This is a genomic window from Bradyrhizobium arachidis, assembly GCF_024758505.1.
Lineage (GTDB): Bacteria > Pseudomonadota > Alphaproteobacteria > Rhizobiales > Xanthobacteraceae > Bradyrhizobium > Bradyrhizobium manausense_C.
In genome coordinates this window covers 9,346,959-9,370,134 of sequence record NZ_CP077970.1, presented here as the reverse complement: position 1 = coordinate 9,370,134, position 23,176 = coordinate 9,346,959, and the positions used below count along the sequence as shown (strand labels likewise).

General features: G+C 63.8%; 21 protein-coding genes. 12 read left to right on the top strand and 9 right to left on the bottom strand.

The window, feature by feature from the left end; genetic code table 11:
* Positions 1 to 34 precede the first annotated feature (34 nt).
* Complete coding sequence (locus KUF59_RS43695) at positions 35 to 997, bottom strand: sensor histidine kinase (protein ID WP_212462501.1); 963 nt, start codon at positions 995 to 997, stop codon at positions 35 to 37.
* A 179-nt stretch (positions 998 to 1,176) separates the two neighbouring features.
* Between KUF59_RS43695 and KUF59_RS43690 the strand changes: the two genes are divergently transcribed.
* Positions 1,177 to 2,016 (top strand): SDR family NAD(P)-dependent oxidoreductase, encoded by an 840-nt coding sequence (locus KUF59_RS43690; protein WP_212462500.1) that lies wholly within the window; start codon positions 1,177 to 1,179, stop codon positions 2,014 to 2,016.
* A gap of 112 nt (positions 2,017 to 2,128) precedes the next feature.
* Here the strand turns inward: KUF59_RS43690 and KUF59_RS43685 are convergent, their stop codons facing one another.
* Both KUF59_RS43685 and KUF59_RS43680 read right to left on the bottom strand, forming a co-directional pair.
* Positions 2,129 to 3,505 carry a cytochrome P450 gene (locus KUF59_RS43685; protein WP_212462499.1) on the bottom strand — a complete coding sequence of 459 codons (1,377 nt, stop codon included), beginning with the start codon at positions 3,503 to 3,505 and terminating at the stop codon, positions 2,129 to 2,131.
* A 94-nt stretch (positions 3,506 to 3,599) separates the two neighbouring features.
* Positions 3,600 to 4,838, bottom strand: a complete 1,239-nt coding sequence (locus KUF59_RS43680) for an LLM class flavin-dependent oxidoreductase (RefSeq protein ID WP_212462498.1) — start codon at positions 4,836 to 4,838, stop codon at positions 3,600 to 3,602.
* A 229-nt stretch (positions 4,839 to 5,067) separates the two neighbouring features.
* Between KUF59_RS43680 and KUF59_RS43675 the strand changes: the two genes are divergently transcribed.
* Both KUF59_RS43675 and KUF59_RS43670 read left to right on the top strand, forming a co-directional pair.
* Positions 5,068 to 6,471, top strand: a complete 1,404-nt coding sequence (locus KUF59_RS43675) for an MFS transporter (RefSeq protein WP_258768063.1) — start codon at positions 5,068 to 5,070, stop codon at positions 6,469 to 6,471.
* Between the two features lie 128 nt (positions 6,472 to 6,599).
* The gene (locus tag KUF59_RS43670; protein ID WP_258770093.1) at positions 6,600 to 7,772 is read left to right on the top strand and encodes an extracellular catalytic domain type 1 short-chain-length polyhydroxyalkanoate depolymerase; all 1,173 of its coding nucleotides are present in this window, start codon (positions 6,600 to 6,602) and stop codon (positions 7,770 to 7,772) included.
* A gap of 84 nt (positions 7,773 to 7,856) precedes the next feature.
* On the opposite strand, the gene KUF59_RS43665 is transcribed toward KUF59_RS43670, so the two are convergent.
* Complete coding sequence (locus tag KUF59_RS43665; protein WP_212462495.1) at positions 7,857 to 8,159, bottom strand: hypothetical protein; 303 nt, start codon at positions 8,157 to 8,159, stop codon at positions 7,857 to 7,859.
* Positions 8,160 to 8,284: 125 nt separating this feature from the next.
* On the opposite strand from KUF59_RS43665, the gene KUF59_RS43660 reads away from it, so the two are divergent.
* Positions 8,285 to 8,653, top strand: coding sequence for a winged helix-turn-helix transcriptional regulator (locus KUF59_RS43660; protein ID WP_212462494.1), 369 nt, complete (start codon positions 8,285 to 8,287; stop codon positions 8,651 to 8,653).
* Between the two features lie 3 nt (positions 8,654 to 8,656).
* On the opposite strand, the gene KUF59_RS43655 is transcribed toward KUF59_RS43660, so the two are convergent.
* Positions 8,657 to 9,337, bottom strand: a complete 681-nt coding sequence (locus KUF59_RS43655; RefSeq protein ID WP_212462493.1) for an MBL fold metallo-hydrolase — start codon at positions 9,335 to 9,337, stop codon at positions 8,657 to 8,659.
* A gap of 156 nt (positions 9,338 to 9,493) precedes the next feature.
* Here KUF59_RS43655 and KUF59_RS43650 point away from each other — a divergent pair, with 156 nt between their 5' ends.
* The 3 genes from KUF59_RS43650 to KUF59_RS43640 all read left to right on the top strand — a co-directional run bounded on the left by KUF59_RS43650 (position 9,494) and on the right by KUF59_RS43640 (position 12,239).
* Positions 9,494 to 11,092 (top strand): alpha-amylase family glycosyl hydrolase, encoded by a 1,599-nt coding sequence (locus KUF59_RS43650; RefSeq protein ID WP_212462492.1) that lies wholly within the window; start codon positions 9,494 to 9,496, stop codon positions 11,090 to 11,092.
* Positions 11,093 to 11,288: 196 nt separating this feature from the next.
* Complete coding sequence (locus KUF59_RS43645) at positions 11,289 to 11,780, top strand: MmcB family DNA repair protein (RefSeq protein ID WP_212406122.1); 492 nt, start codon at positions 11,289 to 11,291, stop codon at positions 11,778 to 11,780.
* Between the two features lie 153 nt (positions 11,781 to 11,933).
* Complete coding sequence (locus KUF59_RS43640; RefSeq protein ID WP_212462491.1) at positions 11,934 to 12,239, top strand: Rossmann-fold NAD(P)-binding domain-containing protein; 306 nt, start codon at positions 11,934 to 11,936, stop codon at positions 12,237 to 12,239.
* Positions 12,240 to 12,345: 106 nt separating this feature from the next.
* Here KUF59_RS43640 and KUF59_RS43635 read toward each other — a convergent pair whose 3' ends face one another.
* Together KUF59_RS43635 and KUF59_RS43630 are read right to left on the bottom strand one after the other, a co-directional pair.
* Positions 12,346 to 12,900, bottom strand: a complete 555-nt coding sequence (locus tag KUF59_RS43635; protein WP_212462490.1) for an ActR/PrrA/RegA family redox response regulator transcription factor — start codon at positions 12,898 to 12,900, stop codon at positions 12,346 to 12,348.
* A 103-nt stretch (positions 12,901 to 13,003) separates the two neighbouring features.
* On the bottom strand, positions 13,004 to 14,326 hold the full coding sequence (locus KUF59_RS43630; RefSeq protein WP_212462489.1) for an ActS/PrrB/RegB family redox-sensitive histidine kinase: 1,323 nt from the start codon (positions 14,324 to 14,326) through the stop codon (positions 13,004 to 13,006).
* Between the two features lie 139 nt (positions 14,327 to 14,465).
* Here KUF59_RS43630 and KUF59_RS43625 point away from each other — a divergent pair, with 139 nt between their 5' ends.
* The 4 genes from KUF59_RS43625 to KUF59_RS43610 all read left to right on the top strand — a co-directional run bounded on the left by KUF59_RS43625 (position 14,466) and on the right by KUF59_RS43610 (position 18,584).
* Positions 14,466 to 15,260: an ABC transporter ATP-binding protein gene (locus KUF59_RS43625; protein WP_212462488.1), complete on the top strand. Its 795-nt coding sequence runs from the start codon at positions 14,466 to 14,468 to the stop codon at positions 15,258 to 15,260.
* On the top strand, positions 15,257 to 16,075 hold the full coding sequence (locus KUF59_RS43620; RefSeq protein WP_258768062.1) for an ABC transporter permease: 819 nt from the start codon (positions 15,257 to 15,259) through the stop codon (positions 16,073 to 16,075). The genes KUF59_RS43625 and KUF59_RS43620 overlap by 4 nt, the downstream gene beginning before the upstream one ends.
* A 123-nt stretch (positions 16,076 to 16,198) precedes the next feature.
* Positions 16,199 to 17,527: a polyhydroxyalkanoate depolymerase gene (locus KUF59_RS43615; RefSeq protein WP_212462486.1), complete on the top strand. Its 1,329-nt coding sequence runs from the start codon at positions 16,199 to 16,201 to the stop codon at positions 17,525 to 17,527.
* 217 nt (positions 17,528 to 17,744) lie between these two features.
* Complete coding sequence (locus tag KUF59_RS43610; RefSeq protein ID WP_212462485.1) at positions 17,745 to 18,584, top strand: M48 family metallopeptidase; 840 nt, start codon at positions 17,745 to 17,747, stop codon at positions 18,582 to 18,584.
* A 283-nt stretch (positions 18,585 to 18,867) separates the two neighbouring features.
* Here KUF59_RS43610 and KUF59_RS43605 read toward each other — a convergent pair whose 3' ends face one another.
* Positions 18,868 to 21,072, bottom strand: a complete 2,205-nt coding sequence (locus KUF59_RS43605; RefSeq protein ID WP_212462484.1) for a transglycosylase domain-containing protein — start codon at positions 21,070 to 21,072, stop codon at positions 18,868 to 18,870.
* A gap of 147 nt (positions 21,073 to 21,219) precedes the next feature.
* On the opposite strand from KUF59_RS43605, the gene KUF59_RS43600 reads away from it, so the two are divergent.
* Complete coding sequence (locus tag KUF59_RS43600) at positions 21,220 to 21,645, top strand: DUF1330 domain-containing protein (RefSeq protein WP_212462483.1); 426 nt, start codon at positions 21,220 to 21,222, stop codon at positions 21,643 to 21,645.
* 208 nt (positions 21,646 to 21,853) lie between these two features.
* On the opposite strand, the gene KUF59_RS43595 is transcribed toward KUF59_RS43600, so the two are convergent.
* On the bottom strand, positions 21,854 to 23,080 hold the full coding sequence (locus tag KUF59_RS43595) for an ABC transporter substrate-binding protein (RefSeq protein WP_212462482.1): 1,227 nt from the start codon (positions 23,078 to 23,080) through the stop codon (positions 21,854 to 21,856).
* Between the last annotated feature and the right edge of the window lie 96 nt (positions 23,081 to 23,176).

Sequence of the window (23,176 nt, the reverse complement as noted above, 5' to 3'; positions counted from 1 at the left end):
AAGCGGCGCTCGGCCTTTCGCTTCGAGGAGTGCGTCAAACCTTTGGAAGCCGGCATTGCATGATGCAGTGGACGCCGGTCCTCAAATAGGAGATCTCGGTCTTGCCGTCGAAGGCCAGGAGCGCCGACTTCAAGAGCTTGGTGCCGAAGCCGGGCGGGGAGACCTTGTCGATGATCGGGCCTTCGGTCTCGTCCCAGGTGATGATGAGGCGGCCGTCGGAGACGGTCCACGACACCTGCAGCAGGCCGCGCGGCGAGGAGAACGCGCCATATTTGCTGGCATTGGTGGCGAGCTCGTGGAACATCAGCGACATCGTGACCGCGAGCTTTGCGGGGAGGAACAGCCGGTCGCCGTTCAGCGTGAAACGGACATGGCCGTAAGGGCCGAGCTCGGAGATGAGGAGGTCGCGGATGTCGCAGCCGGAATTGTCGACCTTGGCGATCAGATCGTCGGTCGATGCCAGCGAGCGCAGCCGCGGATCGATCCTGGCCCAGACCTGCGGCTGGTCGTGCAGCACCTGGTGCAGCACGGCGTGCACGGTAGACAATTTGTTCTTCAGCCGGTGCTGCAGCTCGTCGACCACGAGCTTGCGGTAATGCTCTTCCTCGATCAGCCGTTTTGAAATCCGGCGCTGCTCGATCAGCAGCGAGCGGTAGTGCTCGACGCCCCAGATCGTGAGCGCACTGACCGCCCAATACAGCACCAGGAGGACGAACCGCGCGCGATCGAGATGGGTCTCGCCGAAATTGACCGCGATGCCGAGCATGCCGCCGACCAGCGCGGTGAAGACGCCGATCCGCAGGCCCCCGAAGGCGGCAGCAAAGAATACGGCCGGAAAATACGGCGTGAAGAAGATGTCCGGCCGCACCTGAGCGAGACCCCAGCGCACCAGGGTTGCGAGCAGCAGGCATGCGGCAGCGAAGGCGATGCTCGTGGCAATCGACGGCGGGGAGGTGCCCTGCCAGCCGCGCCGGAATTCGTCGATCAACTTCACCATGCGTCGCCTGACCGCGTAGCGAATGCGTGTAGGGGACCACTGGCATGAACGTTACGCATTCTGCCCGCGCAAGCATAGCTTGCCTTGTCCCGGACGGGCGGGAATAGTGTCCGCTGCGACGACGGCGCCGCGCGGTGCCCGTCAATTGGCGTCAAATCATCAGAAAACAGGAACATGCCATGGGACGGCTGGACGGCAAGGTTGCGGTGATCACGGGGGCGACGAGCGGAATCGGACTGCGGACTGCCGAAGTCTTCGTTGCCGAAGGCGCCAAAATTGTGATCGCGGGGCGGCGCCTACCTGAAGGCGAGGCGCTGGCAAAGCAGCTCGGCGCTGCCTGCATGTTCCGCCAGACCGATGTGACGGTCGAAGACCAGATGCGCGCGCTGATCGATCTCGCGGTGGAAAAATTCGGCCGGATCGATTGCCTGTTCAACAATGCCGGCGGCCCGGCACAGACCGGCGGCATCGAGGGACTCGAGGTCGAGCGCTTCGACGCCGCGATGGCGACGCTGGTCCGCAGCGTCATGCTCGGCATGAAGCACGCCGCGCCGCATATGAAGAAACAGGGATCCGGCAGCATCATCAACAACGGCAGCATCGCAGGCCGGCTTGCCGGCTTCTCCTCCTCGATGGTCTATGGCGCGGCGAAGGCGGCCGTCATCCATCTCACCAAATGCGTGGCGATGGAGCTCGGCGAGTCCAACGTTCGCGTCAATTCGATCTCGCCGGGTGCGATCGCCACCGGCATCTTCGGCAAGGCGCTGGGCCTATCCACCGAGGCCGCCGAGAAGACGCCGGCCGTGATGCGCGAGGTCTACAAGAGCGCGCAGCCGATCCCGCGCGCCGGCCTGCCCGATGACATCGCGCATGCTGCGGTGTTCCTGGCGAGCGACGAAGCGAGCTTCATCAACGGCCACGACCTCGTCATCGACGGCGCCATGACCGGCGGCCGCAACTGGACCCAGCAGCAGCAGGGTTATGTCGCCTTGCGCAAGGCGTTCGATCAGGGCGGGTAGGAGCGCGCGGCATCCACCGTCATTGCGAGGAGCTCTTGCGACGAAGCAATCCAGACTGCTTCCGCGGAGACGTGGATTGCTTCGCTTCGCTCGCAATGACGGTGTTGGTCGTTCACACCGCCTTCACCGTCACCTTCAGCCCATCGCGCGGCTTGGGGATCGGCCACATCTGCCAGTCCGGCTTGTAACCCGGCTCCAGCGACACCTCGATGTTCTGCAGGAAGTGCCGCGCAAAGCATTTTGCCTGCATATAAGCGAAGTGCAGGCCGAGGCACATATGCGCGCCGCCGCCGAACGGCACCCAGGCGAAGCGATGGCGGTTGCGCTGGGCGTCCTCGGTGAAGCGGAGCGGATCGAAATGATCGGGCTCCGGCCAGATCTCTTTCATGTGGTGGGTGTACAGCGGATTGACGCCGACCGAGGTGCCGGCGGGGATCGTAAATCCCTTGAAGGTGAAATCGCGCACGGCTCGTCGCGGCATCGATGGTACCGGCGGCTTGATGCGCAGAGCTTCCTTGAAGGCCATCTCCGACAGCGGCATTTTTTCAAGATCGTCGAAGCCGGTCGGCGCGTCGGCGCTCAGGTTCAGAGCCATGACTTCGTCGCGCAGCTTCTGCTGCCAGTCGGGATGCGCGGCGAGCTCGCCGATGAAGGAGGTGAGTGATGAGGTCAGCGTGTCGTGCGCTGCCATCATCAGGAAGCTCATGTGATCGACGATGTCCTGCTCGGACAGCAGCACGCCGTTCTCATGGGTGGCGCGGCAGAGCTGCGAGAACAGATCGTCGCCGCCGTGATTGCCGCGGCGCAGTGGAATCTGCTGCTTGAAATAGGCGATGATGCGCTTTCGGCCCGCGACGCCGCGCGCCATCTGCGTGCCGGGAATGGGATAACGTATCGGTGTGACGGCGGCCGCAACCATGTCGACGAAGGCGCGGTTGATCTCGTCCACCTCCGGCCCGATGTCGGCGCCCAGGAACGAGGTCGCGGCGAGGTCGAGCGTGAGCTGCTTCATCGCCGGATAGAGCTGCATCGTGCCAGGCTTGGCCCGCCACTGCGCAACGCGCGCCGCGATACCCTTGTCGAGCTCACCGAGATAAGACTTCATCGGCCCGGACTTGAAGGCGACCGACAGTGCCTTGCGATGCAGTCGGTGCTCGTCGAAATCGAGCAGCATCAGGCCGCGCGGGAACAGCCGGCCGAGCACGCGCTCCCAGCCGAAGGTCGACGAGAACAGCTTTTGCTGGTCGAACATCACGAGCTCGTTGGCCTCGGGCCCGAGCAGCACGACGCTGGTCTCGCCAAAAATGTGGCTGCGATAGACCGGACCGTATTTCGCACCGCACGCTTCGATATGGCCCTTTGGATCGGCCAGCACCTGGAGCGTCTTGCCGATGATCGGCCAGCCCTCGTCGCCCGGGATGTGCTTGAGCTGATTGCGCTTGATCGGCGTGAAGCTGGTCACGGGCGAGGCCACATTCTGCATCGTCATGGCTGAGGGCTCCGATGGGCTAGCGAAGGCCGGGCCAGCTTAGCACAGGCCGCGTGGAATGACGTGCGACAGTTAGGGCTGCCGCACTGCGCCATCATCCGCGCTTGGCGGCTTCCTTCTGGAGATCCGGCGCATTGACGGCGGGAATCGCGACGCGGCCGGGGCCAGTCACCTTCAGTGCCTCGGCAGCCTTGTCGTTCTCCATGATCTTGGCCATCACCGCCTGTCCCGCGCGCTCGAAGATCGCACGGTTCTCGATCACGAATTTTTGCGACTTGCGCAGGCCGTCGATGTAGCCGTTGATCTCGGGCACGACGTAGCGCGCGACCAGATCCCAGCTCCGGCGGGTGTTCTCCGGGTTGGCCCAGTCGTGCACGAAGCCGATCACGGCGCCGATGCCGCCGGACACCTGCAGCACGTTCTTGATGGTTTTGACGAGATCGTCGGGCGTGCCGATGGTGGACGCCGCGCCTTCCACGAAAGCGGTCTTGTCGACGGCCTCGTCGGGCGAGGAGAACGCGGTGAGGCCCGGGCGCTGCAAGGTGCCGACATTATACTCGTTGTGCCAGCGCATCAGGCCGGCGCCGGCCTCCTTGCGCGCCTGCTCGCGGGTCTCGGCGACGTGCCAGGTCAGCAGCACGCGCCAGTCGGCGCGGCTCACCTTGGTGCCGTGCTTCCTGGCAGCGTCCTCGGCGAACTGCCATTGCTGCTGCAGCGACATCAGGCCCTGCGTCGTCATCGAGCCCAGCGAGATGATGCCGATGCCGTATTTGCCGGCCAGCGTCATGCCCGAGGGCGAGATCTGCGAGGCCACGACGAACGGCATCTCCTCCTGCAAGGGTAGGATCTGCAGCGCCGCGTCGTTCATGGTGAACCAGTCGCTCCTCGCGGTGACGCGCTCACCGTTGAACAGGCGGCGGATGACGCTGATCGCCTCGTCCTGGCGGTCGCGCTGCGTCATCGGGTCGATGCCGAGCGTGTGCGCGTCGGAGGCGAGAGCGCCGGGGCCGGAGCCGAAGATGGCGCGGCCGCCCGTCATGTGGTCGAGCTGCACCATGCGCTGGGCGACGTTGAAGGGATGATGATAGGGCAGCGAGACGACGCCGGTGCCGAGCTTGATGCGCTTGGTGCGCTCGCCGGCCGCCGCCAAAAACATCTCCGGTGAAGCGATCATCTCCCAGCCGGAGGAATGGTGCTCACCGCACCAGAACTCGTCATAGCCGAGCGCATCGAGCTGCTCGACGAGGTCGAGGTCGCGCCGGAACTGCAACATCGGATGCTCCCCGATCGGGTGATGCGGGGCAAGGAAGGCTCCGAATTTCAGGCGCGCCATGGGTTTCTCTCCGGTCGATTTCTTGTTGGTTGGTGCGGGCCACGCTACGTGCTGGGCGGGCACGACGCAATCGCAGCGAATGCCGCCGCGTGGAATGTCATGCGCGCCGGCCATGCCTGCGCGGCGATATCTGCAAGGGCTGCTTACCTCCGACGTAATCGCAGGCGTGATGCAGGTCTGGGATCATTGGCGAGTCATCCCAGCGCAACGAGCCCGCCAACGAACCCCCATGCATCAGATCGTCGCAAGAGAAATCGATACGTCACGCCGCTGGTGGGTGCTGGCGACCGTCGTCGCCGCCCAGTTCATGTTCGGCGTCGATGCCTTTGTCGTGAACGTCGCCATACCCACCATCGCGGTCGATCTGCATGCGACGCCGGCCCAGATCGAATCGGTCATCGCGATCTACCTCATCGCCTATGCGACGCTGGTGGTGACCGGCGGGCGGCTCGGCGACATCCCCGGCACCAGGAACGTGTTCCTGGCCGGCGTGCTCGGCTTCACGCTCACGTCGCTGTGGTGCGGCCTTGCGCAATCAGGCCCCGAGCTGATTTTCGCGCGGCTCGCGCAAGGCGCCACCGCCGCGCTGATGGTGCCGCAGGTGCTGGCGACGCTGCATCTGCTGTTCGCCGATGAATCACGCAGCCGCGCCTTCGCGATCTACGGCATCGTGCTCGGGCTTGCCGGCGCCGCCGGCTTCCTGCTCGGCGGCCTCCTGGTGACGATCGATCTCGCTGATACCGGCTGGCGCTCGGTCTTCTTCGTCAACGTACCCTTCGGCCTGATGATCGCGGCAGCCGCGCTAAAAATCATGCCGTCGGTGCCGCGCCGTGCCGGCACGCGGCTCGATATCGTTGGCAGCCTGGTATTGTTCGCAGGGCTGTTGTGCCTGATCGGGCCGCTGCTGTTCGGCCATGATCTCGGCTGGACGCCATGGCTGTGGGCGGTGATGGGCATCGGCGTTGCGATCCTTGCCGCCTTCCTGCGGCTCGAGCGGGCGATTGCCGACGGCGGCGGCATGCCGCTGATCGATCTCTCGCTGTTGTCGGATGCGGCCTTCCTGCGCGGGCTGGGTGCGGCCTTCTTCTTCTTTGTCGCCAATCTCTCGTTCTATCTGGTTCTGACCCTGTTCATGCAGAAGGGCCTGCACATCGCGCCGCTCACGGCGGGCATGGTGTTGCTTCCGCTCGCGTTCGCTTTCGTACTGGCGTCGCGCCACAGCGGCGCGCGGGCGCGGCATCGCGGCACGAAGGTCCTGATCGAAGGCTGCGTGTTGCAGACCGTCGGCCTCGCCGCGCTTGCGCTAGCTGCAGCAAGCATCGACGCGCCGTCCCTGTCGCTCGCGCTCGCCCTGATCGTCTTCGGTTACGGCCAGGGCCTCGTGATGGCGCCGTTGTCGAGCGCCGTGCTCTCGACGGTGAAGCCTGCAGCCGCAGGCTCTGCGTCGGGCATGTACGGCACAACAATACAAATCGGTAATGCGGCCGGTGTGGCCGCAATCGGCGCGGTGTATTTCGCTGTCGAATCTGCACACTCATCGCGTGCAGCATTTTTGATTTCGCTCGCCTTGTTTGCGACGTTAATCATGATCTGCGTCGCATTTCTGACATGGATGCGTCGCGCTCATGCATGAACTTTTGGCAATTCGGTTAATCCCCGTGAATTACCGGGTAGTGTGACAGCACACACTCTTTTTATTTTGCGCCGCAGCAACTATTTGCTTTGGGTGGACGTTGGAAGTCGCCCATGGGGGAGCTGTCGGTGTCGTTAGCCAGGAATGTCGATCTCTTAAGACGTCTGCCAAAGCGTGGCGGTCTGCGCGTCGGTGGACGAAGCGCCGGGCTGCACAGCCCGCTGGCGGAGGTCACCGCCTTCGGCGCCAATCCGGGCGAGCTGCGCATGTTCTCGTTCGTGCCGCCGCAATTGCAGCAGCCGCGCGCGCTCGTCGTCGTGCTGCACGGCTGCGGCCAGACGGCCGCGGGCTACGATCTCGGTGCGGGCTGGTCGACGCTCGCAAAGCACTACGGCGTTGCACTGTTGATGCCCGAGCAACAGCGCGCCAACAACGGCAACACCTGTTTCAACTGGTTCAATCCGGACGACGTCGCGCGCGACAAGGGCGAGGCGGCTTCGATCCGCGCGATGATCGCGCACATGGTCACGGCGCACGGCATCGATGCGCGCCGAATCTTCATCACCGGCCTCTCCGCCGGCGGCGCCATGACGTCGGTGATGCTCGCGACCTATCCGGAAGTGTTTGCGGCGGGTGCCGTCATCGCCGGCCTGCCGTTCGGCGTGGCCTCGAACCTGCGCCAGGCGCTCGACGGCATGTTTCACTCGCCCGAGCGGCCCGCGCGTGCGCTGGGCGATCTCGTGCGTCAGGCCTCGACCCATCGCGGCCCCTGGCCAAAAATGTCGGTCTGGCACGGCACCGCCGATCGCACCGTCAATCCCGGCAATGCCGACGAGATCGTCAAGCAGTGGCTCGATCTGCACGATTTGCCGCAGGCGGCGATGGCCGAAGCCATGGTCGACGGCTATCCGCGTCAGGCCTGGTGGAACAAGGACGGCGAGACCGTCGTCGAGTCCTTTACCATCACCGACATGGCGCACGGCACGCCGCTCGGCATCGCCGACAACGACCATCGCTACGGTAGCGAAGGCGCCTTCCTGATCGAGGCCGGCATTTCCTCGTCCTACCACATCGCAAAATTCTTCGGACTGACCGAGTGGAACAGAGCCTCGGCGCCGTCGCCGAAGTCTGCTGCGGCGAAGCCGGCACCGGCCTTGTCGCCGGCGCCGCATCTTGCACGCTCGATCCGCAAGGCGGAGGCCGCGCCGAAGGCCAGGAAAGAGAAGACTGAGGGCGAGCGCGGCCTCGATCTCGGCGCCATCATTACGCGCGCGCTCACGGCCGCGGGCCTGATGAAGTAGCGCAACGCCGTCGTCCCGGATCTGCGCTTACACTTGTCCGGGACGACGGCGGAGTTGTTGGCGGCACCGCCGCATTAATCCACACTACGCCGTGGCGTCGATCATCTCGATCGGTGTCACCGTCACCTCGCCGCCTGCGACCGTCCGTGTCATCTCCGTATAGTGCTTGAAGAAGTCGCGCGATTGCAGCGTCTTCTGGGCCGCATCGTCCGTGACCCCTGCGAGATGGAAGTAGCTGCCGTCGTCGCGGTTCTTCATGCAGCGATAGCTGATCCGGCCCTTCAGTTCCGGATCGTTCTCGATCGCCTTGATGAAGCGCGCGATCTCCGCGTGCCAGGCGTCCTTGGTGCCGCTCCTGAACTCGTACTTGATCATGAAGTGCTTCATGTGACGCTCCCTTTCGTCGTGTGGGGATCATCTGCCCCTTGGGAGCCGTTCTGCAAGTATGGACAAAATTGATAGTATGGACTTTTTTCGTGCCGCTCCTATCCTCACTCCAAAGGAGGTGCGCCATGGCGAAAGCAAAAATGCTCCGCTCGTGCCCGGTTGCGGCGTTCCAGAAGATGATCAGCGGCAAATACAAGCTCAGGATCGTCTGGGACCTCAAGGACGGCCCGCGCCGCTACGGCGAGATCAGGAGCGGATTGTTGCGCGGCACCGATGGCAGCTCGGAAATCACCCCGCGCGTGCTCAGCCGCGAATTGAAAGCGCTGACGCTGAGCGGCCTGATCGACCGCAAGGACTATGCGGTCGTGCCGCCCAAGGTCGAATATCGCCTGACCCGCAAGGGCAAGAGCTTTGTGCCTGTGATCGCGGCTATCAGAGACTGGGGCGAGCGTCACCTAAGCGAGCCGGCGGCGCTCGCCGAGGCCGCTGAGTAGGTCCTACATCTCGCCGGTGATGAACGGATTGGTCATCCGCTCCTGGCCGATGCTCGAGCCGGCGCCATGGCCGCAGATGAAGCCGACATCGTCGCCGAGCGGCAGCAGCTTTGTCTTGATCGAGTTGATCAGCGTGGCGTGGCTGCCGCCGGGCAGGTCGGTGCGTCCGACCGAGCCCGCGAACAGGACGTCGCCGACATGGGCGAAGCGCAACTCCTTGTTGAAGAACACCACGCTGCCGGGCGAATGGCCGGGGCAGTGAAAAATCTCGAAGGAGAGATCGCCGATCGCGACCGTGTCGCCCTCTTCGAGCCAGCGGTCCGGCGCAAAGTTGCGTACACCGGTCATGCCGAAGCGCGCGCCGCTCTCGACGACGTTGTCGAGCAGGAACTTGTCCGCGACATGCGGGCCCTCGATCGGCACCTTCAGCGCATCGCGCAAATCGGCCGCGCCGCCGACGTGATCGATGTGGCCATGCGTGAGCCAGATCTTCTCCACGGTGACGCCGGTCTGCTTGATCGCGTCGAGGATCTTTGGCACGTCCCCGCCGGGGTCGATCACGACCGCCTTCTTGCTGGGCTCGTTCCAGATGATGGTGCAGTTCTGCTCGAACAGCGTGACGGGGACGATGACCGCACCCGCCTTGGCCTGAGTATCTTGTCCAGTGTCGTTTTCTTGGGTCATGGCCTCACAATGCTGATTTTTGCCCGCCCGCCAAGCAAAAGATTCGCGCCCCACGACGGCGGAACAGCGTCATACCACCGTCCCAATGCCCTGCTGCTCTGAACCCAGGCGTATCAGGCGCGTTGCATTGCGCAAAGTGGATCACAGGGTGGTGACATGGCTCAGGGCGATGGCAACTGGTGGCGCGACGGCATCTTCTATCAGATCTACCCGCGCTCCTTTCAGGACAGCGATGGCGACGGGGTCGGCGACCTCACCGGCATCCTCAGGCGCCTGCCTTACGTCAAATCGCTCGGCGTCGATGCGATCTGGCTGTCGCCGATCTTTCCCTCGCCGATGGCCGATTTCGGCTACGACATTTCCGACTATACCGCCATCGATCCGCTGTTCGGCACCATGGCGGATTTCGACGCGCTGCTCTCGGTGGCGCACGAGAACGGCTTGAAAGTGATTCTCGACCTCGTGCCGAACCACACCTCGGACCAGCACCCCTGGTTCATCGAGAGCCGGTCCTCGCGCGATAATCCCAAGCGCGACTGGTACATCTGGCGCGACGGCAAGGACGATGGCAGCGCGCCGAACAACTGGGTGTCGGAATTCGGCGGCAGCGCCTGGCAGTTCGATGAGGCGACCGGCCAATATTACTACCACGCCTTCCTCGCCCAGCAGCCCGATCTCAACTGGCGCAACCCGCAGGTGCGCGAGGCGATCTATGACGTGATGCGGTTCTGGCTGGAGAAGGGCGTCGACGGTTTTCGTGTCGACGTCATCTGGCACCTGATCAAGGACACCGAGTTTCGCGACAATCCGCCGAACCCGCATTATGTCGAGGGCCGGCCGCCGCACGAAAGGATCCTCACGCAATATTCCACCGACCAGCCCGACGTGCACGAGGTGATCGCCGAGATGCGGCGCGTCACCGATGCGTTCCACGCCCGCGTGCTGATCGGCGAGATCTATCTGCCGCTGCACCGGCTCATGGCCTATTACGGCAACGATCTCACCGGCGCGCAGATGCCGTTCAATTTCGCGCTGCTGTCGACGTTCTGGAGCGCGCGCGCGATCGAGAAGATCATCGAGGACTACGAGAAGGCGTTGCCGAAGGGCGCCTGGCCGAACTGGGTGCTCGGCAATCACGATCGCCCGCGCGTCGCAAGCCGGGTCGGCTCCGAACAGGCGCGCGTCGCGGCCATGCTGCTCCTCACCTTGCGCGGCACGCCGACTCTCTACTATGGCGACGAGATCGGCATGCGGCAGGTCACGATCGCGCCTGAGGATTTGCGCGATCCCTTCGAGAAGAACGTGCCCGGCATCGGTGTCGGCCGCGACGGCTGCCGCACGCCGATGCAGTGGGATTCATCGCCTTGTGCCGGTTTTTCCGGGGTCAAGCCGTGGCTGCCGCTGCCGGAGATCCATGTGCATGAGAACGTCGTCAACCTCGAAGCCGACGCGTTCTCGATCCTCAATCTCTACAAGCGCCTGATTGCCTTCAGGAAGCAATGTCCGCCGCTTGTTGCCGGCACCTATCATCCGATCGCGGCGCAGGGCGATCTCCTGATCTACCGCCGGGAGTACGAGGGCGAGGCGGTGACCGTCGCCCTGAATCTCGGTGCAGAGCCGGTCGCGCTCACCACCAGCACCATCGGCTTCGGCAGCAAGATCCTGGTGTCGACCTATCTCGATCGCGAAGACGAACGGCTCGAGAGCGTGCTGGACCTGCGGGGCAGCGAGGGAGTCATCGTCGCGCCACCTTGATTGTCGTCCCGGGGCGCGACGAAGTCGCGAGCCCGGGACCCATAACCACAGGATCGAGTTTGACGAAGACTCGTGGTTACCAGTTCCGCGCCCCAAGGTCTCCCTGTGGCTATGGATTCCGGGCTCGCGCTTCGCGCGCCCCGGAATGACGAGTGAATGGTGTCCGCACCCCACGGAATCGGCTAATCTCCCTCCCATGGACTCCACCGCCCGCAACCTCGCCCTCGTGCCGCCGCCCGATGGCCGTCAATCCGAGACGGCGCTTGCGATTGCGCGCGGCACGGCGCGGCTGCTGCGCTCGCTCGGCTTCACCTGCATCAGCGAATTGCCGCTGCCGTCAGGCCGCAGAGCCGATCTCGTGGCGCTGAACGAGCGTGGCGAGATCTGGATCGTCGAGATCAAGTCGTCGGTCGAGGATTTGCGCGCCGATCAGAAATGGCAGGACTACCGCGCCCATTGCGACCGGCTGTTCTTCGCCTTCACGCAGGATCTGCCCTGCGAGATCTTTCCTGAAGGCACCGGGTTGATCATCGCGGACGCCTATGGCGCGCATCTGCATTGCGAGGCGCCCGAGCACAAGCTTGCGGCGGCCACCCGCAAGCAGATGACGGTGCGTTTTGCCATGGCGGCCGCGCTCAGGATCAACCGGCTGGTCGATCCGCAGGGCCATGCGGAGTTTTGGGAGTAGGGGTGCCGCGAATGCAGCAGCCGTAGGGTGGGCAGAGCGAAGCGTGCCCACCATCGTTTAACGACCGCGTTCGTAAAATGGGCCCTGAGGCCCCTTCTGGAAATAGGCCTCGAGGATCATTCCTTCGATCGCAGGATTAATGTAGGAACTCATATGACCGAACATGCCGTCATCATAAGATTTCGCTACGGATCTACGAATTTGGATAGGCTTTTTGAATTGGAAGGCCAATTGGACGCGGCCATCTCGAAGGCCGAGGTCGGCGAATACGACGGCAATGAAATCGCCGTCGATGGCAGCGATGGCAGTCTCTACATGTATGGTCCGGATGCTGATCGGCTGTTTGCAGTCGTAGAGCCGATCATTCGCGCCCATTCTTTCATGAAGGGCGCCCAAGTGAGAAGGCGCTATGGCGGTGCGAAAAGTGGAGCCCGCGAAATTACCTCAACAATCGAGTAAGTCTGCACAGTGGGCAAGGCGAACCGTGCCCACCACTACTATCTCCGTCGCGGACAGATGGTGGGCACGGCGCTTTGCGCCTTTGCCCACCCTACAGGGTCCAACCTTACCTCGGCGCGCGCTTGGCCAGAATGCGCTGGAGCGTGCGGCGGTGCATGTTGAGGCGGCGCGCGGTTTCCGAGACGTTGCGGTTGCACATCTCGTAGATGCGCTGGATGTGCTCCCAGCGCACGCGGTCGGCCGACATCGGATTCGCCGGCAGCTCGGACTTTTCCGTCCCGGTCGAGAGCAATGCCGCGACGACGTCGTCGGCGTCAGCAGGTTTTGAGAGATAGTCGATTGCGCCCATCTTCACTGCTGTTACCGCGGTCGCGATGTTGCCGTAGCCCGTGAGTACGATGGCGCGCGCCTCGGGGCGCTTCTTCTTCAGCGCCGAGACGACGTCGAGGCCGTTGCCGTCGCCGAGCCGCAGATCGACCACGGCGAAGGCAGGCGCGGCCTTGCCGATCTCAGCCAATCCATCCGACACGGTGTCACACGATGTTACGGTGAACCCGCGCGTCTCCATGGCACGCGACAGCCGCTCCAGGAACGGCTTGTCGTCCTCCACGATCAGAAGCGAGCGGTCGGTCTGTTCATTCAGTTCGGCGATGGCGTTCAAGGTTTTTTCCTCTCTCCAACGCGTCTATATATGGCGGCGCAATCGCGCGATGCCAAGGCCGCCAATGGTCGACCAGTGGTTTTGTGCGACGCAAGGTCGCGGTCTATCCTATTGTTTCTTCGAGCGTCTCGATAGTCTCAAAACGCTCTCGCGGCCAGGCGATCTGCACCACGGCGCCGTGCTCCGGGAACGTCCGGTTGGTAAACGAGACCTTGGCGCCGGTCCGCTCGAGTAACGTGCGCGCGATGAACACGCCGAGGCCGAGGCCACGCCGCTCGCTTCCGCTCTCATCCTGCGGCCGTCGTCGCGAGAGATAGGGCTCGCCGATCCGGTTCAGCAGGTCGGGCGGAATGCCCGGCCCGTCGTCGGAAATCACGATCTCGATGGTGTCGTTGTTCCACCAGGCGTTCACCTCCACGGTGGTATGCGCGAAATCGACGGCATTTTCGACGATGTTGCCGACACCATAAAGTACCGCCGGATTGCGCGAGCCGACCGGTTCCGTGGCAGCGGCGACTGCGATCCTGACCTTGATGGCGACGCCGAAATCGCGGTGCGGAGCCACCACCTCCTCGATCAGCTCGGACACCTTCATCTGGTCGAACGGCGCGCCGGTCGAGGACAGCTGGGTGATCTTGCTCAGGATGTCCCGGCACCGTTGCGTCTGTTCGCGCAAGGTCTTCAAGTCGCCCACCAGGGTCGGGTCCTTCACCGTCTTCTCGAGCTCGCGCGAGATCAGGAAGATCGTTGCGAGCGGCGTGCCGAGCTCATGCGCGGCGGCGGCAGCGAGCCCGTCGAGCTGGGTCAAATGCTGCTCGCGCGTCAGCACCAGCTCGGTTGCGGCGAGCGCGTTCGCGAGCTTGCGCGCCTCCTCGGTCACCTGGAAGGAGTAGAGGCTGGTGACGCCGATCGCGAGCGCGATCGAGAGCCAGACGCCGACCAGATAGATCGGCGGCAGCACCAGCGGGTCGTCGGAATCCCACGGCAGCGGCAGATGATAGAAGAACAGGATCGAGGCGCAGGCGACCGCGAGCAGGCCGAGGCCGAACGTCAGTCGCGCCGGCAGCGCGGTGGCCGAGATCAGCACCGGCGCCAGGAACAGGAACGAGAACGGGTTCTGCAAGCCGCCGGTAAAGAACAACAGCGCGGCCAGTTCCACGATATTGAGCGCGAGCAGGCCTGCCGCCTGCGCCGGCTCCAGCCGCTGCATCGGATTGACCGCCGTTTGCAGGGCCAGATTGAGCGCTGCCGACAGCCCGATGATGGTGACGCAGGGGATGATCGCGACGTTGAATTCCAGCCCCTGCGCCACGATGAAGATGGCGGCAAGCTGGCCGAGCACCGCGAGCCAGCGCAGCCGCAGGATCGTATCCAGGCGGATGTGTCGCTGCGGATGGCGAAACTCGGAGGCGGCAATTTCGGTCATGGCAACCTATCTAGCGACGCGAGAGCCCGATCACAAACATGGCGGCTCACACAATCCGCCGGGTCACAAGTCTTTTCAGGTCAAGTCTTGTTAGTTCAAGTCTTGCGCTCCCCGCTGCAATAGCAGAAGAACGGCCAGCATGACCGAGAATGACAAGGCTTCAAGCTGGCCGACTGTCGCGGATCGCAGGCTCCCCGCGGCCATCGAGGTCGATCGTCTGGTCAAGGTCTACAAGCAGACCCGCGCCGTCGACGGCATCTCGTTTTCCCTTTCCCGCGGCAGCATCACCGGGCTGCTCGGCGGCAACGGCGCCGGCAAGACCACCACGATCGCGATGATCATGGGCCTGGTGCTGCCGACCTCGGGCAAGGTGACCGTGCTCGGCCATCGGATGCCGGAGGAGAGCGCCGACGTGCTCGGGCGGATGAACTTCGAGAGCCCCTATGTCGACATGCCGATGCGCCTCACCGTGCGGCAGAACCTGACCATCTTCGGCAAGCTCTATGCGGTGAGCGACCTGAAGGCGCGCATCGCAAGACTTGCCGAAGATCTCGACCTCAACGAATTCCTCGACCGCGCCAACGGAAAACTTTCCGCCGGGCAGAAGACCCGCGTTGCGCTGGCGAAAGCCCTGATCAACGAGCCCGAGCTGTTGCTCCTGGACGAGCCGACCGCCTCGCTCGATCCGGATACGGCCGATTGGGTGCGGGCGCATCTGGAGACCTATCGCAGGGACAATGGCGCGACCATCCTGCTCGCCTCGCACAACATGCTCGAGGTCGAGCGTCTCTGCGACCGCGTCATCATCATGAAGCGCGGCCGCATCGAGGACGATGATACGCCCGACGCCATCATGGCCCGCTATAATCGCTCGACGCTGGAAGAGGTGTTTCTGGACGTCGCGCGCGGGCGGGTTCAGGAGACGTTGCGATGAACGAGCTCACGCTGCATCGCGGCCTGGCGATGCACCGCATCAACGCGATGATCCTGCGCTACTGGTATCTGCTGCTGTCGTCCTGGCCGCGGCTGCTGGAGCTGTTGTACTGGCCGATCCTCCAGATCATCACCTGGGGCTTCCTTCAGCTCTATATCGCTGAGAACGCCAATTTCTTCGCGCGCGCCGGCGGCACGCTGATCGGCGCCGTCATCCTCTGGGACATCCTGTTCCGCGGCCAGCTCGGCTTCTCCATCTCCTTCCTGGAGGAGATGTGGTCGCGCAACATCGGCAATCTCATGATGAGCCCGCTGAAGCCGATCGAGTTTCTGCTCGCGCTCATGATCATGAGCCTGATCCGGCTCGCGATCGGCATCATCCCGATGACGCTGCTGGCGCTGTTCCTGTTTCACTTCAATCTCTACAGCCTCGGCCTGCCGCTGATCGCGTTCTTCTGCAATCTGATCTTCACGAGCTGGTCGGTCGGCATCTTCGTCTCGGGCCTGGTGCTTAGGAACGGCCTTGGGGCCGAAAGCATCGTCTGGACGCTGATGTTCGCGCTGATGCCGCTCGCCTGCATCTATTATCCGGTCAGTGTGCTGCCCGCCTGGCTGCAATACGTCGCCTGGTCGCTGCCGCCGACCTATGTGTTCGAGGGCATGCGGGCGCTGTTGATCGAGGGCACCTTCCGAACCGACCTCATGCTGGCTGCAATCCTCATCAATGGCCTCCTGCTGGTTGCATCTTTTGGGGCATTCCTTGCCCTTTTGCGCAGCGCCAAGAAAAACGGCTCATTGCTGTCCGGTAGCGAATAGCGCCACTTACCCGTGGATTTCTGGCTCATTTTTGCGTCTTGAGCACGTAGATGTACGGAACCGTGCATTGACGCAATATTACGCATTCGGCAGTATGCTGCGATGCAAGAGGATGAAACGATAATGCCCATTGGTGAGTTTGGCGGCGCACCGCCCTTAGTGGCCGAAGGCAGTCCGGTAATCACGACGCCGATGTACTGGATGTACGAGATGGCGCAGGCCTCTCTCAATCCGGCACGCGCGGTGACCGACGCCACCAAGATCCTGTTTCAGAATCCCTTGAATCCCTGGTCGCACACCGATGTCGGCAAGTCGCTGGCGGCGGCCTGCGAATTGTTCGAGCGCACCACGCGCCGCTACGGCAAGCCGGAATGGGGCCTCAACGACACCGAGGTCAACGGCATCCGCGTCCCCGTCGAGGTCCGCTCGGTCTGGGAAAAGCCGTTTTGCCGGCTGCTCTATTTCGATCGCAAGTTCACCCGCCCGTTGCGCAGCCCGCAGCCGCGCGTGCTGATCGTGGCGCCGATGTCCGGTCACTATGCCACGCTGCTCCGCGGCACCGTCGAAGCGTTCCTGCCGGCGCATGAGGTCTACATCACCGATTGGGCCGACGCCCGCATGGTGCCGCTCAGCGAAGGCCGCTTCGATCTCGACGACTACATCGACTACGTCATCGAGATGCTGCACGTGCTCGGCGGCAACACCCATGTGATGGCGGTGTGCCAGCCCTCGGTTCCTGTCGTGGCGGCCGTCTCGATCATGGAAGCGCAGCGCGATCCCTTCGTGCCGACCTCGATGACGCTGATGGGCGGCCCGATCGACACCCGCCGCAATCCGACCGCCGTGAACAAGCTCGCCGAACAGCGCGGCATCGACTGGTTCCGCAATCACGTCATCACCAAGGTGCCGTTCCCGCATCCGGGCATGATGCGCGACGTCTATCCGGGATTTTTGCAGCTCAACGGCTTCATCAGCATGAATCTCGACCGCCACATGGATGCGCACAAGCAGCTCTTCGCCCATCTGGTGAAGGGCGACGGCGATCTCGCCGACAAGCACCGCGACTTCTATGACGAATATCTCGCGGTCATGGACCTGACCGCCGAGTACTATCTGCAGACGGTCGACACCGTATTCGTGAAGCATGCGCTGCCGAAGGGCGAGATGACCCATCGCGGCACACGCGTGGACCCGTCCAAGATCACGCGCGTCGCGCTGATGACGGTGGAAGGCGAGAAAGACGACATTTCCGGCCTCGGTCAGACCGAAGCCACGCATGGTTTGTGCAGCTCGATCCCCGAGCGTCGCCGCGTGCACTATGTGCAGCAGGGCGTCGGACATTACGGCGTGTTCAACGGCTCGCGCTTCAAGTCGGAAATCGTTCCGCGCATCCACGATTTCATGATCTCGGCCGCGAATCCCAAGGCTTCGCTCGCTGCAGCGGCCGAATAGGCGAAAAATCCCGCCGATAGCGCGGAATTCGGGCCTCCTCCGACCCCGTCGGGAGGCCCGAAGCCGGTCCAGATTCGCGGTATTTAGGTAGCTTTATAGGAGTGAGTCCGCCCTCAGCCTTTGGGGAGGCCGCATGCGCCCAGAGCGGGCGAAAAAAGCCGGTTCCAACCCCAGCCTGTAGGGTCTCGCGAGCGGCGGACCCCTGTATATTGGGCAAATGATTTGTTTTTGCGCCGAGCGCTTTCCCTGGCGGCGGTTATGGCAGAATCCGGGCGAACTTCTCCTCCCCGGACTGACAGACATGGCCACTCGCGCGCTCCTCTATCGGCGGCCTCACGAACCCTCGACTCTCCTGATCAAGCATGGCTCGCAATATTTTGCGATCCGGCTGCGCCGGCACCGCCGCGCCCGCCGCTACACGCTGAGAATCCATCCCAGCGATCGCGAAGCCATCCTCACCATGCCGCCGCGCGGCACGCTGGCCGATGCGCGCGACTTCGCGCAACGTCACGGCGGCTGGATCGCAGCGCGCCTCGGGCGTTTGCCGAAGGCGGCGCCCTTCCAGGCGGGAACGGTGATACCGCTCCGCGGCGTGCCGCACCGGATCGTGCATCGCGCCGGCGAGCGCGGCACGGTGTGGACCGAGGTGCGCGACAGCGGCGAACGCATTCTTTGTGTCGCCGGCGGCTACGAGCACATCGACCGCCGTGTCCATGACTGGCTCAAGCGCGAGGCGCGCCACGATCTGCAGCGTTCGGCGCAGGCCTATGCCGCCGAGCTCGGCGTCAGGGTGAAGCGGCTCTCGATCCGCGACCAGTCGAGCCGCTGGGGCTCCTGCACCTCGGCAGGCTCGCTGTCGTTCTCCTGGCGCCTGATCCTCGCACCGCCCTTCGTGCTCGACTATCTCGCCGCCCACGAAGTCGCCCACCTCGTCGAGATGAACCACTCGCCGCGGTTCTGGCGCGTGTGCGGCAAGGTGTGCCCGTCGATGGAGCGCGCCAAGAAGTGGCTCGATACCTACGGCAACGATCTGCATCGGTACGGGATCGAGGATTAGGCCGCCGCTAGTGCAGTCTTGGAAGGTGTCATCGCCCGCGAAAACGGGCGATCCAGTATTCCAGAGGCCGTGCGTCATACCGAGAAGCCGCGGCGTACTGGATCCCCCGCCTTCGCGGGGAATGACAGTTGAGAATGGGCGATGGCGTCGTTCTTGCAATTCGCCCCGTCGTATCAACGCCTTCGCAAACTCCACCCTGCATCACGCCGAGAATCGCCGGCTACTGTGCATGGGGTTGTTTCGATGCTCTTGTAGGCGGCGCGATCCCGTCGCGCGTGAGGCGCTACCGGTTCCCGCCGAACAGTCGGTCCATCAGCCAGCCGTCGAGACCTGCCGCGGGCTCCGGTCTCACATTGGTGCGTGTCGGTGCGGGACGATAGCCGCCACTCACCGGCGCCGGCGGCGTCGGCGCTGACACCTGCGAGGCCGCCTGTGCGAGGTTCGACAGGCCCCAGCCGCCTTGCACGTTCGGCAACGCCGCGACCGGCACGCCCTCGTGTGCGGTGCGCATGAAGCGGGTCCAGACTTCCACCGGCAGGCCGCCGCCGGTCGCCTTCTTGGTCGGCGAGTTGTCGTCATTGCCGAGCCAGACGCCGGTGACGAGGTTGGCGGTGTAGCCGATGAACCAGGCGTCGCGGTAATCCTGACTGGTGCCGGTCTTGCCGGCGGCCATCCAGCCGGGGATCTCAGCCTTCTTGGCGGTGCCGGAGATCAGGGTCTCCCGCATCATGCTGTTCATCATCGCAACCGCGCGCGGCTCGATCACCTGGTTACGGTCCTCAGGCTGGCGCATGTAGAGCAGCTTGCCCTCCTGCGTCTTGATCCGCGTCACCACATGCGGCGACACCGCGAGCCCGCCATTGGCAAAGGGCGCATAGGCGCCGACCAGCTCGACGACAGAGACTTCGGAGGTGCCGAGCGCGATCGAGGCGTTGGGCTCGAGCTTTGAGGAGATGCCGAGCCGGTGCGCGGTGCGCACCACGTTCTTCGGTCCGACCTCGAGGCCGAGGCGGATGGCGACCGTGTTGAGCGACATGGCGAGCGCCTGCGTCAGCGTCACCGCGCCGAAATATTCATGCGTGTAGTTCTCGGGGCGCCAGCCCTTGACCTCGATCGGCGCATCCTGACGGATGGTATCGGGCGTCAGCCCCTGCTCGACCGCTGTGAGATAGACGAACGGCTTGAACGAGGAGCCCGGCTGCCGTTTCGCGGTGACGGCGCGGTTATACTGGCTCTCTGAATAGTTCCGCCCCCCGACCATGGCGCGCACGGCGCCGTCGGGCGTCATCGCCACCAGCGCGCCCTGGCTGACATTGAACTTCACGCTCTTGGCGGCGAGCTCGTCGATGATGGCGGCCTCTGCCACGCTCTGGAGCTTTGGATCGATCGTGGTCTGAACCACGATGCTCTGGTCGATCTGGCCGACGAGATCGTCCAAGACTTCGCCGATCCAGTCGGCGACGTAGTTGACCGTGCCGGCGCCGGCCGGCTTCACATTGTAGGAGGGATGGCCGATCGAGGCCTGCGCCTGGGCTTCCGTGATGAATTTCGCGTCCGCCATCGCCGCCAGCACGATTTGCGCGCGCTGCTCGGCGCCTTCGGGGTTGCGGTTCGGCGCAAGGCGCGACGGCGATTTGACCAGACCGGCGAGCATCGCGGCCTCGGGAATCGTGACGTTCTTGGCCGACTTGCCAAAATAGCGCTGCGCGGCGGCCTCGACGCCATAGGCGCCGGAGCCGAAATAGACGCGGTTGAGGTAGAGCTCGAGGATCTCGTTCTTGGAATGCTTGCGCTCCAGCCAGAGCGCGAGCTCGGCTTCCTGCAGCTTGCGCTGCATGGTGCGCTCCTGGGTCAGGAACAGGTTTTTGGCGAGCTGCTGCGTCAGCGTCGAGCCGCCCTGCGAGACGCCGCGATGCATGACGTTGGTGACGAGCGCGCGCGCGATGCCGACCGGGTCGATGCCGAAATGCGAATAGAAGCGGCGGTCCTCGATGGCGATGAACGCTTTTGGCAGATAAGGCGGCAGGTCCTTCAGCGCGACATTGGCGCCCGCCATCTCGCCGCGCTGGGCCAGCACGCTGCCGTCGACGCCGACGATCTGGATGGTCGGCGGCCGTTTGGGGATTTCCAGCGACTGCAGCGGCGGCAGATGCGCGCCGACCCAGATCACGACGCCGATCACGGCGATCGCGCCCCAGAGGCCGAGCACCGCGCTCCAGTAGAACAGACGGCCGATGCCGACGCGCAGGCGCGACTTCGACCGGCGTTTTGAGCCGCTGCGGGCAGGCGCAGGCTTCCGCTCGCGCGGCGGCTCGTCGTCTGAATTGTCGCTCTTGCGCTTGGCGGACGATTGGCTGGTAGATTTCTTGGGCTTGTCTTCGGCGTTGGGGATGCGGTCGGCGGCGGTCAGGCGCAGATCGGCGAGCGCCGCAGGCAGGCCGAATAGCGGCTCCTTGCGTCCACCGCCTTTTTTCTTCGCCCACGCCATACGCAAAACGCCCGGTCAGTCCGCCCCGCCGCACGCTAGCGGTGGCTGTTTAAAGCCCGGTTACGCAAAGCTTAACGCGGCATTAGGAGCTGCGGCAGCGGTTCCGCAACGCTAGGATCGGCGGCATCAAAAGAAGAGGACATCCGCATGGGCCATATCGATCCGACCAAGGACGTTTTTGCGCAATTCCGGGAGAACGACCGCCCCGGTCCGATCCACATGCTCAATCTCGTGCGCCTGCGGAAGGAGGCCGCTTATCCCGACGGCCGCAAGGCGACCGGCGCCGAAGCCTATGCCGCCTATGGCCGCGAGAGCGGCCCGGTGTTCGAGCGCCTCGGCGGCCGCATCGTCTGGCAGGGCCGGTTCGAGCTGATGCTGATCGGCCCAAGCGAGGAGCGCTGGGACCATTGCTTCATCGCCGAATACCCAAGCGTCGCCGCCTTCGTCGAAATGATCCGGAATCCCGTCTATCGCGAGGCGGTCAAGCACCGCCAGGCCGCGGTGGAGGATTCGCGCCTGATCCGCCACGCCGTGCTGCCGGTGGGGAAGAATTTTGGGGAAGTGCCGAAATAGAAGCCTACAAATCCACGATCTCTCCCCGTCATCCTGAGGTGCGAGCTCTTGCGAGCCTCGAAGGATGTACGGCCCCGATGCTTCGGTATGGCTACCAGGCGGGCCGTCGCCCTTCGAGGGCCGCCGAAGAGGCGGCCACCTCAGGGTGACGGATCAAAAAAATCGGCGGCCCTGCGGCCGCCGATCGTCGTCTCGAATTGTGTGACAACTAACCCGCCGGACCCGCATCCTCCATGATCGGACCGAACAGCTCCCAGCGCTCGCCGTTGAACTTCATCATCTGAAGCTGCTTGTTGACGCGGTAGTCGGTCGGCGAGGTGTTGGCGACGATACCCGGCAGCGACAGGTCGAGCTGGACGTCCTTCAGGCTGGTGGAAACCTTCATGACGTTCTCGCGGGTCAGGTCGTCGCCGCACTTCTGCAGCACGTAGACCATCAGCTGCGAGGTCATGTAGCCGTAGCTGTTGAAGCTCGAGTCCTTGTCGCCATCCGGATAGTACTTGGTCATGAACTCAAAATACTTCTTCATGCCGGCATCGTCCTTCCAGGTCGGATCGAGTGGATCCTTGCCGTAGCCGACGCTGATCACGCCCTTGGACGCTTCGAGGCCCGCGGGCTTCATCACCGCGCCGACGGAGGTCGCGTTGATATCGAGAATGTGCACCGGATGCCAGTCGAGCTCGGCGATCTTCTTGATGGCTTGCGCGGCCTGCTTCGGCGTCGTGGCGCTGAAGAACAAGTCCGCACCTGCCGCCTTGATCTTGAGGATCTGCGAATCGATGGTCGGATCGGACACTTCGTAGGAGGCTTCCGCAACGATCATCGTGGAGGCCTTGTCGCCGAGGCCGGCCTTGATGCCGTTCTGATAGTCTTTGCCGAGGTCGTCGTTCTGATAGAGGATGCCGATCTTGGCGTTCGGATGGTTCTTGATGATGTACTGGCCGTAGATGCGGCCTTCGACGAAATAGTTCGGGTTAAAACCCATCGTCCACGGGAAGTTCTTCGGGTCGGTGAACTTCGAGGCGCCGGTCGCCGCGAACAGCTGCGGCACCTTCTTGGCGTTGAGATATTTCTGCACGGCGGCATTCGACGGCGTGCCGAGCAGCTGGAAGGTCAGCAGCACCTCGTCGCTCTCGACCAGCTTGCGCACCTGCTCGACGGCCTTGGGCGGCGAGTAGGCGTCGTCATACTGGATCAGATTGATCTTGCGGCCGTTGATGCCGCCCTGATCGTTGATCATCTTCATGTAGGCGGCCTGGGTCTTGCCGATGGTGGCATAGGCCGAAGCGGGGCCGCTGAACGGGTTGGTCTGGCCGATCTTGATTTCGGTGTCGCTGGCACCCGGGTCATATTTTTTCTGGGCACTGGCCGCCGAAACCGACAGCGCCACGGCCAGCGCCGTGCCAGTCACCAGATGCAAAACTCTGTTCCTCATCGCAATTTCCTCGGTTGTTATCGCCGATGATCTGTCCGGCCGGCTGTTGCGGCTCGGCGGACGTCACCGCTGGGCGCGATAGTGGAGGAGCGGTTG

Bases quoted from the DNA above. Each gene is read 5' to 3' on its own strand.
- KUF59_RS43695 (WP_212462501.1), bottom strand. From the start codon at position 997: ATGGTGAAGTTGATCGACGAATTCCGGCGCGGCTGGCAGGGCACCTCC.
- KUF59_RS43615 (WP_212462486.1), top strand. From the start codon at position 16,199: ATGCCCATTGGTGAGTTTGGCGGCGCACCGCCCTTAGTGGCCGAAGGC.
- KUF59_RS43640 (WP_212462491.1), top strand. From the start codon at position 11,934: ATGACCGAACATGCCGTCATCATAAGATTTCGCTACGGATCTACGAAT.
- KUF59_RS43625 (WP_212462488.1), top strand. From the start codon at position 14,466: ATGACCGAGAATGACAAGGCTTCAAGCTGGCCGACTGTCGCGGATCGC.
- KUF59_RS43595 (WP_212462482.1), bottom strand. From the start codon at position 23,080: ATGAGGAACAGAGTTTTGCATCTGGTGACTGGCACGGCGCTGGCCGTG.
- KUF59_RS43665 (WP_212462495.1), bottom strand. From the start codon at position 8,159: ATGAAGCACTTCATGATCAAGTACGAGTTCAGGAGCGGCACCAAGGAC.
- KUF59_RS43685 (WP_212462499.1), bottom strand. From the start codon at position 3,505: ATGACGATGCAGAATGTGGCCTCGCCCGTGACCAGCTTCACGCCGATC.
- KUF59_RS43690 (WP_212462500.1), top strand. From the start codon at position 1,177: ATGGGACGGCTGGACGGCAAGGTTGCGGTGATCACGGGGGCGACGAGC.
- KUF59_RS43650 (WP_212462492.1), top strand. From the start codon at position 9,494: ATGGCTCAGGGCGATGGCAACTGGTGGCGCGACGGCATCTTCTATCAG.
- KUF59_RS43610 (WP_212462485.1), top strand. From the start codon at position 17,745: ATGATTTGTTTTTGCGCCGAGCGCTTTCCCTGGCGGCGGTTATGGCAG.
- KUF59_RS43680 (WP_212462498.1), bottom strand. From the start codon at position 4,838: ATGGCGCGCCTGAAATTCGGAGCCTTCCTTGCCCCGCATCACCCGATC.
- KUF59_RS43645 (WP_212406122.1), top strand. From the start codon at position 11,289: ATGGACTCCACCGCCCGCAACCTCGCCCTCGTGCCGCCGCCCGATGGC.
- KUF59_RS43660 (WP_212462494.1), top strand. From the start codon at position 8,285: ATGGCGAAAGCAAAAATGCTCCGCTCGTGCCCGGTTGCGGCGTTCCAG.
- KUF59_RS43605 (WP_212462484.1), bottom strand. From the start codon at position 21,072: ATGGCGTGGGCGAAGAAAAAAGGCGGTGGACGCAAGGAGCCGCTATTC.
- KUF59_RS43675 (WP_258768063.1), top strand. From the start codon at position 5,068: ATGCATCAGATCGTCGCAAGAGAAATCGATACGTCACGCCGCTGGTGG.
- KUF59_RS43620 (WP_258768062.1), top strand. From the start codon at position 15,257: ATGAACGAGCTCACGCTGCATCGCGGCCTGGCGATGCACCGCATCAAC.
- KUF59_RS43630 (WP_212462489.1), bottom strand. From the start codon at position 14,326: ATGACCGAAATTGCCGCCTCCGAGTTTCGCCATCCGCAGCGACACATC.
- KUF59_RS43655 (WP_212462493.1), bottom strand. From the start codon at position 9,337: ATGACCCAAGAAAACGACACTGGACAAGATACTCAGGCCAAGGCGGGT.
- KUF59_RS43600 (WP_212462483.1), top strand. From the start codon at position 21,220: ATGGGCCATATCGATCCGACCAAGGACGTTTTTGCGCAATTCCGGGAG.